The organism is Bacillus sp. FSL W8-0640, from assembly GCF_038007725.1.
Taxonomy (GTDB): Bacteria; Bacillota; Bacilli; order Bacillales; family Bacillaceae_G; genus Bacillus_A; species Bacillus_A cereus.
The window spans coordinates 2,139,117-2,154,606 of record NZ_JBBOXT010000001.1 but is presented as its reverse complement, the minus strand read 5'-3'; the positions used below and the strand labels follow the sequence as shown (position 1 = coordinate 2,154,606).

Here is a 15,490-nt window from a genome sequence, read left to right as displayed (position 1 = left end):
TTTTATAAAATAAAACGTCGCCTCCAATATGAAGAGACGACGTTTTATTATTCATACATATGACACTAAAAGTATCGGTAGATTCCCTACTCCATTTTCTAAGCTTACTTCACCACAAACCTAGTCTGACTACACCCATCCTTCTGCTTCGTTACTTCTAATACAGCTGGCATTGCGTTTTTCAGCTCTTGAACGTGTGAGATGACACCGATAAATCGGCCTGATTTTTGTAAGTCAATTAAGGCATCTACCGCTTTCGTTAACGATTCTTCATCTAATGAACCGAACCCTTCATCGATGAACATCGTTTCGATGGAAATACCGCCTTCATATGCTTGAATGACATCTGCCATTCCTAGCGCTAGGCAAAGTGATGCGTTAAATTTCTCTCCACCGGATAGTGTTTTTACATCGCGTGTTTGGCCAGTGTATGCATCGTACACATCTAAACCTAATCCACTTTGACGGTTTCTTTTTTCAACTCGCTCACTTCGTTTTAAATAAAATTGTCCATTTGATAATTTACGTAGTCGTTCGTTTGCGATTTGAACAATTTGTTCTAAATACTCAATTAAGATGTAACGTTCAAATGATATACGACTTTCGTTATCACCTTTCATTACTTCATATAAATCAACAAGTTCTTGGAAGGCTTTTTCTTCCTCGTGAATTTGTTCGTCAATACGTCTAATGTTTTCATGTAAATCAGAAATATATGTTACCGCATTTTGCGCACGTTGACGTTTTTCTTTAATGATATCGAGATTAATTTCTAGTTCTTTTATGTGTTCACCTAAAGATGTAATATCCATATACTCTTTATCTTTTAATTCTGAGTTTAACTCTTCAATTTGTTTTGCAAGCACTTCAAGCGATGAATAATAACCTTGAATTTCTTTTTGTAACATCTCCATCTCGGGATCGCTTAATTTGGCTTTTTTATACGTGAATTCATCTGTAAACCCGCTTTGTTCTAGCTCTTTCATAAAGCGTGCGAAAGTCTCTTCTTTCTTTAATTTTGCACTTTCAAATTGATTAGAAGCACCTTTTTGTTCTGCTTGAATACGTATATTTTCATTTTGCCAATGCTGATACGCTTCCTGCACTTTCTTCCATTCGTCCTCCATTAACCTAAGTTCCTGCATAGCTTGGTCAAACTGTGCTTTCCAAGCTTGTACTGTTTGTAAGTTTTCTGGAATATTTCGTTTATCATGTTCATATGACGTACGAAGTTGCATACACTCCATTTCTGTACGGTGCTGCATTGTTTCCAATTCTCGTTTTTGTTTCTGAAGTTCTTCTATTTTTTCTTCTACGCTTTTCATGTTCGCAGCAATCTGCTTACGTGTTTCTTCACTTGCTTTTAACGTATTAACATCTGCAGCTAATTGTTTTCCTTTTTGAACAAGTGCACTATATGTTTCAGCTAATTTTTCCGAATTGTAGCCGCGCTTCACAACTTCTTCTATCACTTGTTCATATTGTAGTCGATAGAAATTCCATTTCTCCTCTACTTGCACATGGAATTTTTCAGCAATGTTCTTCTTATCTCTTAAATCGTTTAACTCTTTTTCATCGATCGCATTACTTTGCTCTGTAGCTTTTTGTGGATGACTCGTACTACCACATACCGGACAAGATTCACCGTCATGTAAATGAAGAGCTAATATACCAGCTTGTTCACTTAACCAGCGGCGCTCCATGTTTTCATATGCACGAACTGCCACTTGCATTTTATTATTTGCCACTTCTTTTTCTTGCTCGAATTTTTGTTTTTCTTGCCAAACATCATATGCTTGTTTTAAAACTTTTGCATCTTCTCGCATATTCGTTAGTTCTTCCACTTTAGCTACATATTGCTCAAGTGCTTGTTCTAATTGCTGCAATTCATCAGACATTCTCTGTTTTTGGTTTGTATGCTCTTCTAGTTGTTGATCTAACTTTTGCATACTTTCTTTTAATTTCCCTATTTGAATTTCGGCATTTTGTAAATTCAGCTTTCTCTCAGCTAATGATTCAATAATCGCTTGTAACTCTTTTAATCTTTGAACAAGTTTTTTAGCCTCTTCTCGTTCAGCTTCTTTATTCTTTACTACTTCATACTTCTCCTGAGCAAGTTCAAAGCTATTCATTATCTGTTCTTGTTTGACGATTATCTGTTTTAACAAACTTTCAGCTCTCTGCTCATTTTCCATCGCTTCTTCATACCATTGTTCAAATGGTAATAAGTGCTTTGCTTGTTCCGCACGTTTAAAGAATTTTTCTTTCCTTTCAATTGCTGCACGGTTCTCTTGTAAAGTGTTATATTTCTCATTCTTTTGTTGTAAATCTATAAATTTCTCATTTACAGATTTTGCTGCATGAAAACGTGTTTCTGCATCCTTTAATTGCTTCGTTTGAACATCTTGTTCTACTTGTAATTGCTCAACCTCTGCCTTATACACGGTTGTTTCTTGTTCTAACGCTTCTACTACTTGATGCGTATTTACATGTTCTTGTGCCACTAATGTCTCTAATAATGCTCCATCACGGATTGGTAATTTAAAAACATTACGGAAATAGAGCTCTCTCTCTTTTTGTTTTTCTTGTAAGACGTCTTTCCATTGTTTTCTCTTTTGATCAAGTAACTCACGCATTAATTTATAACGATCCGTTTTAAAAATACGACGTAAAATCTCTTCTTTGTTTTCCGTCTCAGATGTTAATAGTTTTCGGAATTCCCCTTGGGGTAACATAACAATTTGGCTAAATTGATGTTTACTTAACCCAATTAAATCTTCCACTTTTTTGTTTACGTCTGTTACATGAAAACGATCGACGGCTGGAACGTTTTCTCCATCAATAACTTCATATAATTCTACTGCATGTCCTGTAATAGTCTTATTCCCTTGTTTTTTATGTCCAAGTTGTCGTTTTATTTCATAGCGTTTCCCTTTTAACTGAAAGGTTAATTCAACACTTGTATAAACATTATCATCAGCAAATTGACTTCGAAGCATGCTCGTATCACTACGTTCTTCTCCACTAGCCTCACCATATAACACATAACAAATCGCATCAAAAATCGTTGTTTTTCCAGCTCCTGTATTCCCAGAAATAGCGAAAATACGATGTTCTCCAAGATCTTCAAAATCGATTATTTCTTTCTGTTTATATGGCCCGAATGCTGTCATAATAAGCTGAATCGGTCTCATCCTCGTTCACCTTCCCGTTCTTGCACTGTTTGTAATACATCTATAAATAGGCGTTCTTTCTCTTCTGATAAATCTAACCCCTTCATTTCTTTATAGAAAGCCTTTAAAAGAGATAAATCATCCGTTTTATGTCTTGAAACAGTTACTTCATTTGTATCTGTGAGTTCTCGTCTTTGCATCGCTCTTTCAACGTGCATTGCATTTGGATATACAGATCGTATTTTCTCCATTGGCTGTAAGACAGGGTTTTCGTCTAATAATTTTACAAATACGTAATCTTCACTTACTGGGTGCTGTAATAATTCATCTATTTTCGCTTCTACTGTTCGCATTTTACGACGTGGTGAAAGTAACCTTTTTTCAATTGCTACTTCACCAGTTTCATTCAGTTCTACAATGTAATAACCTTTTTTATGTTTCTCTTCAGAAATTGAATAGGCAAGTGGTGAACCTGAATATCGAATCGTCTCATTACGTACGAAATGCGCTTGATGTAAATGTCCAAGCGCTGTGTAATGAAACTTATCAAAATAATGACTATTTACATATTCAGCACCACCAATTGAAAGTGGTCTTTCTGCATCACTTGTATTCTCCTCCGCTTCTCCTGAAGAAGTTACAAATGCATGTCCAACAAATACATGTCTAGCTTCTTTATCCATCGTTTCAGAGAGCTCATTCATAAAAATGCGCATCGCATCATCATGAGAACGTACGTCTTCATTTTTCAACACGTGCCTTACTATGCTTGGGTCTGCATACGGTATTAGATGGAAGTGAACCTCTCCATATTCATCATTTAGTACGACAGGTTCATACGGGAATTGAAATTGACCTGCAATATGTAATCCCTGTTTTTTCATTAAACTACTTCCAAAATGGATACGATCCGGACTATCATGATTACCAGCTACTGCAATAACTGGTGTTTGCAAATCAATAACTATTTTTTGCAGCACATCATTTAATAAGTCTACTGCTTCTGTAGGTGGAATTGCTCGGTCATATAAATCCCCTGCAATAATTACAGCATCTGGTTTTTCTTCTTCAACAGCCTGTACAAACTGATCTAATACAATCTTTTGGTCTTCAGTCATATACACGCCATGAACAAGCTTCCCTAAATGCCAATCCGCTGTATGAAATAACTTCATATTTTTCTACTCCTTTTAATTTACTGATTTTAGTGAAACGAGTTGATAGTTTATTGTAGTTTTTCCGTTCTCCCACTCTAGCTTCAATATCGTTGCACTTCCAATTCTTTCTTCATTTGATTTATATAAAGGCAATATTTCTTGAACTGTAAATAAGTGATAACCATCCAATATTAATTGAAATATATTTTCTTCAATATGTAATCTTACTTCTTTTTCATTTGAAATAATTTTTGTGTGCATCTCAAATTTCATGATAGATACAACCCCTTTTTATAATCTCTACATTTTAATAGTATAGTGGCTATGCAAGATTGACAAGTACATACACAGCAAAGTACACACTTTTCTATTGTTATATGCTTTATGTATTTTATATAAAATACGGTATGTGAAATTTTATATTTTCCCCAAAATAAAAATGCCTATTATGACATCTTTATTTTTGTATAAAGTCTTTCATTACATAATATAAAACGGTAATTAAGACGATTGCGACGAAAAATGAGAACACTGCGACAATGTAGCCATCTTTATTTAATAAAATACAGAATGAAATAGATATTATAAAAATCGGAAATACGAGACGTACTTTATCCTTCACTTCTTCTGTCGTATCTGTATGATGAAAATACTGCGTTATTCCTATCATTAAAAAAGACAAAATAATAACCGACAATAGTAAAGGTCCTGGCATTCCGATTTCTCCTTTCTCTATTTCTAATTCAGTGTAAAATTTTTTATTACAATTGTACGATTTATTTTTTCTTCAAACACTCTTTTAGAATTGATAATGAACAATTCACACCTATATAATAGCGCTTTTATCATTATAACTTCAAATAATTACACTTACAGTAATGTTGTAATATTCCCCCTCAGTCTCTGAAATCCTGCAAAGATAACTCGTCAAAATATGCAGTGACCAAATTAATATTTACCGTCAACTTTTGACAAAATTTATAAAGGACATTTCAGTACATATCAAGAATTAAGAATAAGAAGATATGTAAGGGAGGATGCATTATGACTGAACAAGTTTTATTTTCTGTTAGTGAAAACGGCGTTGCGACAATTACTTTAAACCGTCCAAAAGCACTTAATTCTTTATCTTATGACATGTTACAACCTATCGGACAAAAACTTAAAGAGTGGGAACACGATGAGCGTATTGCACTTATCGTGTTAAAAGGAGCTGGCACAAAAGGTTTTTGTGCAGGAGGCGACATTAAAACTCTTTATGAAGCGCGTTCCAATGAAGTGGCATTGCAACATGCAGAACGTTTTTTTGAAGAAGAGTATGAAATTGATACATATATTTATCAATATACAAAACCGATTATTGCTTGTTTAGATGGAATTGTAATGGGCGGTGGTGTCGGTCTTACAAATGGTGCGAAGTATCGCATTGTAACTGAGCGTACGAAATGGGCAATGCCAGAGATGAATATTGGCTTCTTCCCAGACGTCGGAGCTGCATATTTCTTAAATAAAGCGCCTGGATATACAGGACGATTCGTTGCTTTAACAGCATCTATTTTAAAAGCTTCTGACGTATTATTTATTAATGCTGCTGATTACTTTATGACATCTGATTCATTACCAGAGTTTCTTACTGAACTTGAAAGTGTAAATTGGCATAAAGAAGATGATGTACATACTAATTTAAAAGAAGTTATTCGTACATTTGCAACTGCTCCAAACTTAGAAAGCGAGCTCGCTCCTTCATTAGAAGTAATCAATTCACATTTTGCTTTCGATACAATTGAAGAAATCATCCATTCATTGGAGAAAGATGAAAGTTCCTTTGCTCTAAAAACGAAAGAAACACTGTTATCAAAATCCCCTATTTCACTAAAAGTAACATTAAAACAGTTTATTGATGGAAAAGATAAATCCGTTGAAGAATGTTTCGCTACGGACCTTATACTTGCTAAAAATTTCATGAGACATGAAGATTTCTTCGAGGGAGTACGCTCCGTTGTCGTTGATAAAGATCAAAATCCGAATTATAAATATAGACAGTTAAGTGACGTTTCAGAAGAAGATGTGAATCGTTTCTTTAACTTACTTAATGCATAAAATGAAATTGTCATGAGGGGATGTTTTGTTCATCCCCTACCTAACTTCTTTGCTTCAGCTAAATCTTGTGCGGTGAAAATCTTACTACCCGCAAATAGCGGGATAAAATCGAAGCTATATAGTAGTGTAATTACAGCTACTATATAGCCTTTTTTATTTAATTATTTTTAACAAAATTTAATTTTATTAAATCCATTTTTGTGCTACACTGATTTTAATCAAATATTCTAAAAATAAAAAGGAGGGGCGGCTATGATAGAAAATTATCTTCTTTTCATCATTATGTCTATTTGCCTTATCATTTTACCTGGTCCAGATACAGCAATGGCTACGAAAAATACATTGGTTGCTGGTAAAGTCGGTGGAGTGAAAACAGTGTTTGGTACATGTATTGCACTATTAATTCATACTTTAGCTGCTGTAATTGGTCTTTCTGCACTTATTGTAAAGTCAGCTCTTTTATTTTCTATTTTCAAGTACGTTGGGGCTCTATATTTAATTTATATTGGTATTAAAGCCCTTTTAGCAGTAAGAAATAAAGAAGGCATTGATACGAACGATATATCTTTGAATAATGAAGATGAACACACCTCTTGCTTTCGACAAGGGTTTCTTACGAATTTATTAAACCCTAAAGTTGCAGTATTCTTTTTAACGTTTTTACCGCAATTTTTAAATCCAAATCATAATACGTTTATCCAACTACTCGTAATGGGCCTTACTTACCTCGTTTTAACAGCCATTTGGTTCGCTTTTTATATATTTTTAATTGATAAAATTAGTGCTTTTATGAAAAAACCGAAGACGCAGCGTTATATTCAAGGGTTAACGGGAGTCGTCTTAATTGGTTTTGGTATTAAACTTGCTTTTGAAAAAAGTAATTAACAAGATGAAAACCACCACTATTAATAGTGGTGGTTTTCATATAATAACTAATTTGGCTGTTTATTTTATATTAAAACCAGCGCTCAGTTACAACTTTTTTACGTGTATAGAATTGAACGCCATCTGTACCATTTGTACCTAAATCACCAAAGAATGACGCTTTATTTCCTGCAAATGCGAAGAATGCCATTGGTGCTGGAACATTTACGTTTACACCGATCATACCAGCATCGATATTATCACGGAACGTTTGTGCATGTTTACCGTTTGACGTATAAATAACTGCACCATTTGCAAATTTAGATTGATTTGTTAGTTTAATACCTTCTTCTAAATCTTTAACTCGTACAATGCTTAATACTGGAGCAAAAATCTCATCTTGCCAAATTTTCATTTCTTGATTCACGCCATCAAAGATTGTCGCACCTACAAAGTAACCTTCTCCAACTTCTTCATTAATTTTACGGCCATCTACTAATAAAGTTGCCCCATCTGCTACACCGCTATTAATGTAGCCTAAAACGCGCTCTTTATGAGATTCACGGATTAATGGTCCAACATAGTTCTCTTCGTTAAAGCCATCGCCTACTTTTAATTTTTTCGTTTCTGCTACTAATACATCAATGAATTCATCAGCAATTTCATCCACTACTGCTACTACTGAGCATGCCATGCAGCGCTCTCCACTACTTGCAAATGCAGATCCAATTACACCTTGTACTGTTTTCTCAAGATTGCAATCTGGCATTACAATCGCATGGTTTTTCGCACCTGCTAACGCTTGTACACGTTTTCCGTGTTTCGTACCTGTTTCATATACGTAACGGGCTACCGGCTCAGAGCCAACGAACGAAACAGCCTGAATATCTTTATTTTCTAAAATGCTATTTACAACATCTTTTCCGCCTTGTACTAAATTTAATACGCCTTTTGGGAAACCTGCTTCATAGAATAATTCTACAAGTCGCTCCGCTAAAAGTGGCGTTCTTTCAGATGTTTTTAATACGAATGTATTACCGCAAGCAATTGCAAGTGGGAACATCCATAACGGAATCATCATCGGGAAGTTAAACGGCGTAATACCAGCAACAACTCCGATTGGGTAGCGCCAAATCGATCCATCAATTCCGCTAGCGATATTCGGAAGTGCTTGACCCATCATTAAATTTGGCGTAGATGTTGCAAGTTCTACCGCTTCAATACCACGCTGTACTTCACCTGTTGCATCCGTTAGCGTCTTACCATTTTCTAGCGTAATGATTTTTGCAAGCTCATCTTTATTTTCTTGTAATAGCTGTAAATATTTATATAAATTTCTTGAACGATTTGGAACTGGTACTTTAGACCATGTTTCGAATGCTGCTTTTGCCGCTTCAACAGCTTTTTCAACATCTTCTTTTGGAGATAGTGGAACGTAAGCGATAATTTTTCCAGTCGCTGGATTTGGAACTGCTTCTACTTCCGTACCTGTCGATTCAACCCACTCACCGTTAATGTGATTTTTTACTCGTTTAATTTCAGTTGTAATCATTGTATTCTCTCCTTTGTATAATTTATTTTTGATTAGAAATTAATTGCTCGCTAACTTTCTTATATAAAGCAGCCATATCGTTTTCACCATATCCAGCTTGACTCGCTTCGTCATATACGTTTAATAACATTTCGCTTACCGGTAAATGGAGTTCGCTTTCCTTAGCTAAGTCAACTGCAAATCCTAAATCTTTCTTCAATAAGTTCACAGTAAATCCTGGCTCGTAGTTTTCAGGTGCTATAAAACTTTTATAATTACGTTCATAAATTCTACTTTGACCGTAACTTACATTTAAAATATCAAACATTTTATCTAAATCCATATTGTTCTTTTTCGCTAATGTTAAAGCTTCACTCACACCAGCTGTATAAAAACCAATTAATAAGTTATTAATTAACTTAACAGTTGTACCACTATCAATCTGCTCACTAACGTGGAAAATGTTCGCGCCTAGTACGCCCATGATAGATTCCGTTTTCTCATATACTTCTTTTGATCCACCAACCATAAACGTTAATGTTCGGTTTTCGGCTCCGATTACACCACCGCTCACAGGTGCTGCTAAAAAGTCTACTTTCTTTTCCTTTGCAGCTTCCTCTAATTGTTTGTTTAACTGCGGCGATACCGTACTTGTATCAATGAAAACTATATTCGAGTGACCATTTTCAAATAATCCTTCTGCTCCAAAATATACCGCTTCAACAGCGCGAGGTGAAGGTAAACTTGTAAAAACTACATCACATGTTTCTGCTAGTTTTGAGATTGATAGACCGATAATTCCGCCTTCTTTTTCAAAGGACGCTTCCGCCTCTTTATTTAAGTCCACGCCATATACTGTGTAACCTGATTTAACTAGATTTTTTGACATTGGAAGACCCATGTTACCTAAACCGATAAAACCAATCTTTTTCATATCGCTTTCCTCCTATTTACACAATATATTTCCCACGATTTATAATAGCTTTCGCAATTTCTCTCTTCTTCGTAAATACGTTCGTGTATAAAGGTACTAATAATTGACGGATTTCAGCTAAAATCACATTTCTATCTTGTTCTTCTGTGACAGCTGCTGAAAGTACAGAAATCGCCGCTTCTTCTACTTTACGGTATCCTTCTTCACAAATAACATCCGTTATGAGTTGCTTCGTACGTTCTTTTTCCTCTCCATTTTTACGTACTGCTTTTCTCGTACGTAAAAACGCTGATTCCATGATGTACACGTCCGTCAACATATTTGATATTACACGTGAATATTCTTGTTCTTGGTCAATTTTTAGACCTGGAGTTTTAGAGAGCGTTTTCAAAGATTGTTTCAACAATTTTTTCGCTAATAAAATGTAACGATGGTTTCTTTCTACATTTGCTACATCACTTTCTACTTCAGTGTCTTCTAATTGTTCGATTTGCTTCATTAACATTTTAGCAACTGTTAATCTATTAATTTCGTTCGTTCCTTCAAAAATACGACTAATTCTTGCATCACGATATAATCGTTCTACCTCATACTCTTGCATATAACCGTAACCACCATGAATTTGTACAGCTTCATCTACGATATAAGCAAGTGTTTCAGAAGCATTTACTTTATTCAGTGCACATTCAATTGCAAATTGGGACATTTTCTTCATAAGATCTTCATCGCTCTCATGAATTGCTTCATCGATTACACCTGCTGTACGATAAGCTGCACTTTCGGCTCCATATGTAGCAATAATCATATTTGCAATTTTCTCTTGAATCATCGTAAAGTCTACTAATTCCGTTTGGAACTGTTTTCGCTCTTTTCCATATTGAACCGACAAACCAATTGCTTGTTTTGCTGTTCCAATATTTCCAAAAGCAAGTTTAAGTCTAGCAAAGTTAAGAATATTAAGGGCTACGTGATGCCCTTTCCCAACTTCCCCTAAAACATTTTCAGCAGGGATGACAACATCTTCTAAAATAAGAGTCGCTGTTGAAGAACCTTTAATCCCCATTTTCTTTTCTTCTAATCCAATAGATACACCTTCACATGTTCTTTCGACAATAAACGCTGTCATTCCTTTATTTGTCTTCGCAAAAACAACGTATACATCTGCCATATGAGCATTTGTAATCCATTGCTTCTCACCATTTAACTTCCAAGCTGTTCCCTCTTCATTCAATACGGCGCTTGTTTTTGCACTTAATGCATCCGAACCAGCATTTGGCTCCGTTAAAGCATAAGCCCCAATCCATTCTCCCGATGCGATTTTCGGTAAATATTTTTCTTTTTGCTCTTTCGTTCCATAATATATGTAAGGCAATGTACCGACACCAGCGTGTATATTAAAAGAAACGCTAAACGCACCAGCGTAACCCATTTTCTCTGCTACAAGACCTGAGACAGCCTTTCCTAACTCGAACCCGCCATAATCTTCTGGTACCTCAATGCCTAATAATCCAAGTTCCCCAGCTTTCTCAAATAATTGACGAGAAACTTTATAGTTATGTTGTTCAATATTCTCCATTTGTGGAACAATTTCTTGTTTAACGAATTGTTCTGTCGTTTTTGCGATCAAATCTTCATCACCTGAAAAATCTTCTGGTGTAAAGTAAGTATGATTTATATCTTTATTAAGTGAAAAAAATTCATCCCATGGTAACTTCGTTTTCTCCATATGTATCCCCCTATCATTCGGCTTTCATAGCTTTTTGCTTATGCTCGTCTACGATGAGTGGAATATCTTTTTTGAAAATAGAAGGCGATGATTTTTCACATCAAGCATTTTATTTTGCCAAAGATGTATTTTCATCGCCTTCGCTGCTTTATCTATTGATCTTCTGATAATACTGTTTTTGCAATACCAGTATCTAACTCTTCAAAGTCATGATATGAAATTGTTTCGTATAATTCACTTCTCGTTTGCATATTAGAAAGTGCATCTTTTTGAGAACCTGTTTCTTTAATTAAAGCAAACACATTTTCATATGCTTTCGCTGCAACGCGAAGTGAAGTTACAGGATAAATAACCATTTGGAAGCCCATATTCGCAAATTCCTCTGCACTATAATATGGAGTTTTTCCGAATTCAGTCATATTCGCAAGCAAAGGTGCATTTACCTTACTATTAAATAGACGGAATTCTTCCTCTGATTGAAGCGCTTCAGGGAAAATTGCGTCTGCACCTGCTTTTACATATGCATTTGCTCTTTCAATTGCTTCATCTAATCCTTCAACGCCGCGAGCATCAGTACGTGCTACAATGTATAAGCTCGGTGCAACTTCTTTAATCGCTTTAATTTTTTGAACCAATTCTTCTGTAGTAACAAGTTTCTTACCATTTAAATGTCCACATTTTTTTGGTAATTGCTGATCTTCAATTTGGACAGCTGCTACTTTCGCTTCCACCATTTCTACAGCTGTTCTCGCCACATTTAGTACACCACCAAATCCTGTATCAATGTCAACAAGAACAGGTAAGTCTGTAGCTCTTACTAAATCTCTTGCTCTCTCAGCCACTTCAGTAGACGTCACGATACCTAAATCTGGTAAGCCTTTACTTGCAGTATAAGCAGCTCCTGATAAATAAAGAGCTGAAAAACCTGTATTTTTTGCAACAAGAGCTGCCATTGCATCATGAGCACCTGGAATTTGCAAAATTTCATTTGCTTCTACTAAAGCTCGGAATCGATTCGCAAGCTCCTCTTGTGTTGACTGCTTTTTCACAACCCAAGCCATTCTAAATTCCCCCTATTATTAAATTAAGAATAGATCTACAAATTCGTTTACATTCATATTTTCTAGTTTTTCTTCATTTAAACAAACTTCATGAATTTGTTCTTGTTGCTTACTAGAATAATGACCTGCCATATTTGCAGTGAATTTTTGAACAACTTTTGGAATTGCTTCGTCTCTACGGAAGCGGTGACCAAGTGGATATTCACATTCCACATTTTCTGTTACTGTGCCATCTTTAAAGTGAACTTGAACAGCGTTGGCGATTGAGCGCTTGTTCGGGTCAAGGTAATCTAAACTGTACTGTTTGTTTTCAACAACAACCATCTTATTACGTAATTCATCTACACGTGGATCGTTTGCTACTGCATCTTCATAATCGTCTGCAACGATATCTCCTTTTAATAAACCAATTGCCGTAATGTATTGTAAGCAATGATCACGATCAGCTGGGTTATTTAATGGACCTTCTTTATCAATAATACGAATTGCTGATTCATGAGTTGTAATTGTAATACGGTCAATTTCATCTAATCTCTCTTTAATTTCCGGATGCAACTTCACTGCACATTCTGCAGCCGTTTGTGCATGGAATTCTGCTGGATATGACACTTTAAATAATACATTTTCCATTACATATGACTCTAGTGGTCTTGCTAATTTTAATTCTTGTTTATTGAATAATACATCTTGGAATCCCCATCCTGGCGCAGATAATGCTGTTGGATAACCCATTTCACCTTTTAGAGCAGTCATTGCAAGATGAACACCGCGGCTCGTTGCGTCACCTGCAGCCCATGATTTACGTGAGCCCGTATTTGGAGCATGACGATATGTACGAAGACTAGAATTATCAACCCACGCATGTGATAATGCATTAAAGATTTCTTCACGTGTTCCGCCAAGCATTTTCGCAACTACTGCAGTTGTTGCTACTTTTACATATAATACATGGTCAAGACCAACTCTGTTTAAGCTGTTTTCTAAAGCAAGCACGCCTTGAATTTCATGTGCTTTAATCATCATTTCTAATACTTCACGTACTTTTAAAGCTTCTTTTCCTTCTGAAATACGAACACGGCTAATATAATCTGCAACTGCTAAAATTCCGCCTAGGTTATCAGATGGATGTCCCCACTCTGCTGCAAGCCAAGTATCGTTATAGTCTAACCAACGGATCATACATCCGATATTAAATGCGCCTTTTACTGGATCTAGTACATAAGACGTACCTGGTACACGTGTACCATTTGGCACGATTGTTCCTGGTACAACTGGTCCTAGTAATTTCGTACATTCTGGATATTGCAGTGCTAAAATTCCACATCCAAGTGTATCAAGTAATACGTAACGAGCTGTACTGAATGCTTCTGCACTAGTAACCTCTTTATTTAATACATAATCGGTAATCTCTTCTAATAATGCATCTTTTTGCTTAATTTCATTTGTTTTAATCATGCTATTCTTCCCTTTCTGTCGAAAATTCGTTATTATTAATGATGGGTGTCGGTCAAACACCCATCTGGCGGGCGGCGCTAACAACTCCCCAGTTGTTCTTATTTACTAAGTACATGTCGCTCGCCAATATAATTTACACGTGGACGGAACAAACGATTATTTGCATGTTGCTCAATAACGTGCGCACATAACCCCACTGTTCTAGAGCTAAAGAAGATTGGTGTGTAAAGTTGAATTGGAATACCTAGCATCCAATATACTGGAGCTGCATAATAATCAAGATTTGGATAAATTCCTTTTTCTTTTTCCATAATCTTTTCTCCAGCTTCACACATTTCATATAGTGTATAATCACCTTTTACATCACATAACTGTTTTAAAGCTTCCTTCATCATAAGTGCTCTTGGATCCATCTTCTTCATATAAACACGGTGTCCAAAGCCCATAATTTTTTCTTTGTTATATAGTTTCTTCTGTAATAACTCTTCAAATTTCTCAACATTACCAGCTTCTAAAAGCATGTACATAACCGCTTCATTTGCACCGCCATGTAAACTTCCTTTTAAAGATGCAACTGCACCTGTTAGAGCGCCGTATAAATCTGATTGTGTTGATGCAATAACGCGAGCTGTAAATGTAGAGTTTGGCATTTCATGCTCACTATATAAAACAAGGGAACGATCAAAGATCTTTTCCTCAAGTTCAGTTGGTTTTTTACCAGTTAACATATAGAAGAAATTCGCACTATAAGATAATTCTTTAAGAGGTTCAATTGGCTCCTCATTATTTAAAATATGATAGCTATTTGCTACAATGTTTGGCACTTTACTTAACAGCTTGTACCCTCGGCTTTTATTCACTTCTAACGAGCGGTTTTCGATATCATTATCGTAACCAGCTAACGCTGACACACCTGTACGTAATCCATCCATGGGATGCGTCTCTTTAGGCAATGCCTTTAGTACGTTGAATACACCTTCTGGTACTGCATATTCTTCTTTTAATTTCTTTTCAAGTGTTGCTTTTTCATCTTCATTCGGTAGATGTTCCTCCAATAAAAGGTGCACAATGTCTAAATACTCTTTTGTTTTTGAGAGTTCGATTAAGTCATACCCTTGAATTACAATTTCACCTTTTACTGTGTCAAGAAACGAGATTTTCGTCTCCGCTGCCACTATACCATCTAATCCCGGGGAAAATTTCTCTTCAGCTTTCATCATTATTTCCTCCAATCCTAATAGATCTTCGTGCACATAACTGTAAGCCTTTACAATATTGTGAAACTACATTTCTATTTCAATGTATCAGAGTTTTTAGAAGATTTCAATTTATTTTATAATGATAAGTTTCCTACACTTTTCTTACTGTAACAATACAATTTTTTGAAAATAATTCTTATATTTTATAAAGAAAGGATAGACTTCTTTGCGTATTTTCAAAAACAAAATATAAAGATTTTTCATATAACACCGCCAAATATACAATTATT

At 35.5% G+C, this 15,490-nt stretch carries 12 protein-coding genes; 2 read left to right on the top strand and 10 right to left on the bottom strand.

Annotation, left to right across the window (positions count from 1 at the left end; genetic code table 11):
* Nucleotides 1-104: 104 nt before the first annotated feature.
* From N2V80_RS11255 to N2V80_RS11240, 4 genes are all read right to left on the bottom strand, one after another.
* Nucleotides 105-3,194: an AAA family ATPase gene (locus N2V80_RS11255; protein WP_061655391.1), complete on the bottom strand. Its 3,090-nt coding sequence runs from the start codon at nt 3,192-3,194 to the stop codon at nt 105-107.
* Entirely contained in the window at nt 3,191-4,348 is a 1,158-nt protein-coding gene (locus N2V80_RS11250; RefSeq protein ID WP_000765150.1) for an exonuclease SbcCD subunit D, read from the bottom strand. Before N2V80_RS11250 ends, N2V80_RS11255 begins: the two co-directional genes overlap by 4 nt.
* Before the next feature lie 15 nt (nt 4,349-4,363).
* Complete coding sequence (locus tag N2V80_RS11245; RefSeq protein WP_000667346.1) at nt 4,364-4,603, bottom strand: DUF2584 family protein; 240 nt, start codon at nt 4,601-4,603, stop codon at nt 4,364-4,366.
* A gap of 184 nt (nt 4,604-4,787) precedes the next feature.
* Nucleotides 4,788-5,045 (bottom strand): hypothetical protein, encoded by a 258-nt coding sequence (locus N2V80_RS11240; protein WP_001119404.1) that lies wholly within the window; start codon nt 5,043-5,045, stop codon nt 4,788-4,790.
* Between the two features lie 329 nt (nt 5,046-5,374).
* Between N2V80_RS11240 and N2V80_RS11235 the strand changes: the two genes are divergently transcribed.
* Both N2V80_RS11235 and N2V80_RS11230 read left to right on the top strand, forming a co-directional pair.
* Nucleotides 5,375-6,430 carry an enoyl-CoA hydratase/isomerase family protein gene (locus N2V80_RS11235; RefSeq protein WP_061655390.1) on the top strand — a complete coding sequence of 352 codons (1,056 nt, stop codon included), beginning with the start codon at nt 5,375-5,377 and terminating at the stop codon, nt 6,428-6,430.
* Nucleotides 6,431-6,682: 252 nt separating this feature from the next.
* On the top strand, nt 6,683-7,315 hold the full coding sequence (locus N2V80_RS11230; protein WP_000572358.1) for a LysE family translocator: 633 nt from the start codon (nt 6,683-6,685) through the stop codon (nt 7,313-7,315).
* A 70-nt stretch (nt 7,316-7,385) separates the two neighbouring features.
* Here the strand turns inward: N2V80_RS11230 and N2V80_RS11225 are convergent, their stop codons facing one another.
* From N2V80_RS11225 to mmgD, 6 genes are all read right to left on the bottom strand, one after another.
* Entirely contained in the window at nt 7,386-8,846 is a 1,461-nt protein-coding gene (locus N2V80_RS11225; protein WP_000633347.1) for a CoA-acylating methylmalonate-semialdehyde dehydrogenase, read from the bottom strand.
* Nucleotides 8,847-8,868: 22 nt separating this feature from the next.
* Complete coding sequence (locus tag N2V80_RS11220; RefSeq protein ID WP_000719408.1) at nt 8,869-9,759, bottom strand: NAD(P)-dependent oxidoreductase; 891 nt, start codon at nt 9,757-9,759, stop codon at nt 8,869-8,871.
* Nucleotides 9,760-9,775: 16 nt separating this feature from the next.
* The gene (locus N2V80_RS11215; protein WP_000415991.1) at nt 9,776-11,485 is read right to left on the bottom strand and encodes an acyl-CoA dehydrogenase family protein; all 1,710 of its coding nucleotides are present in this window, start codon (nt 11,483-11,485) and stop codon (nt 9,776-9,778) included.
* A gap of 152 nt (nt 11,486-11,637) precedes the next feature.
* Nucleotides 11,638-12,546 (bottom strand): methylisocitrate lyase, encoded by a 909-nt coding sequence (gene prpB, locus N2V80_RS11210; RefSeq protein ID WP_000312639.1) that lies wholly within the window; start codon nt 12,544-12,546, stop codon nt 11,638-11,640.
* Nucleotides 12,547-12,564: 18 nt separating this feature from the next.
* Complete coding sequence (prpD, locus tag N2V80_RS11205) at nt 12,565-14,001, bottom strand: 2-methylcitrate dehydratase (RefSeq protein ID WP_061655389.1); 1,437 nt, start codon at nt 13,999-14,001, stop codon at nt 12,565-12,567.
* 98 nt (nt 14,002-14,099) lie between these two features.
* Nucleotides 14,100-15,221, bottom strand: coding sequence for a citrate synthase (gene mmgD / locus N2V80_RS11200; protein WP_001987369.1), 1,122 nt, complete (start codon nt 15,219-15,221; stop codon nt 14,100-14,102).
* Nucleotides 15,222-15,490: the final 269 nt, after the last annotated feature.

Excerpts from the sequence above, each read along its gene's own strand:
- N2V80_RS11255 (WP_061655391.1), bottom strand. The coding sequence starts at position 3,194 with ATGAGACCGATTCAGCTTATTATGACAGCATTCGGGCCATATAAACAG.
- N2V80_RS11250 (WP_000765150.1), bottom strand. The coding sequence starts at position 4,348 with ATGAAGTTATTTCATACAGCGGATTGGCATTTAGGGAAGCTTGTTCAT.
- N2V80_RS11245 (WP_000667346.1), bottom strand. The coding sequence starts at position 4,603 with ATGAAATTTGAGATGCACACAAAAATTATTTCAAATGAAAAAGAAGTA.
- N2V80_RS11240 (WP_001119404.1), bottom strand. The coding sequence starts at position 5,045 with ATGCCAGGACCTTTACTATTGTCGGTTATTATTTTGTCTTTTTTAATG.
- N2V80_RS11235 (WP_061655390.1), top strand. The coding sequence starts at position 5,375 with ATGACTGAACAAGTTTTATTTTCTGTTAGTGAAAACGGCGTTGCGACA.
- N2V80_RS11230 (WP_000572358.1), top strand. The coding sequence starts at position 6,683 with ATGATAGAAAATTATCTTCTTTTCATCATTATGTCTATTTGCCTTATC.
- N2V80_RS11225 (WP_000633347.1), bottom strand. The coding sequence starts at position 8,846 with ATGATTACAACTGAAATTAAACGAGTAAAAAATCACATTAACGGTGAG.
- N2V80_RS11220 (WP_000719408.1), bottom strand. The coding sequence starts at position 9,759 with ATGAAAAAGATTGGTTTTATCGGTTTAGGTAACATGGGTCTTCCAATG.
- N2V80_RS11215 (WP_000415991.1), bottom strand. The coding sequence starts at position 11,485 with ATGGAGAAAACGAAGTTACCATGGGATGAATTTTTTTCACTTAATAAA.
- prpB (WP_000312639.1), bottom strand. The coding sequence starts at position 12,546 with ATGGCTTGGGTTGTGAAAAAGCAGTCAACACAAGAGGAGCTTGCGAAT.
- prpD (WP_061655389.1), bottom strand. The coding sequence starts at position 14,001 with ATGATTAAAACAAATGAAATTAAGCAAAAAGATGCATTATTAGAAGAG.
- mmgD (WP_001987369.1), bottom strand. The coding sequence starts at position 15,221 with ATGATGAAAGCTGAAGAGAAATTTTCCCCGGGATTAGATGGTATAGTG.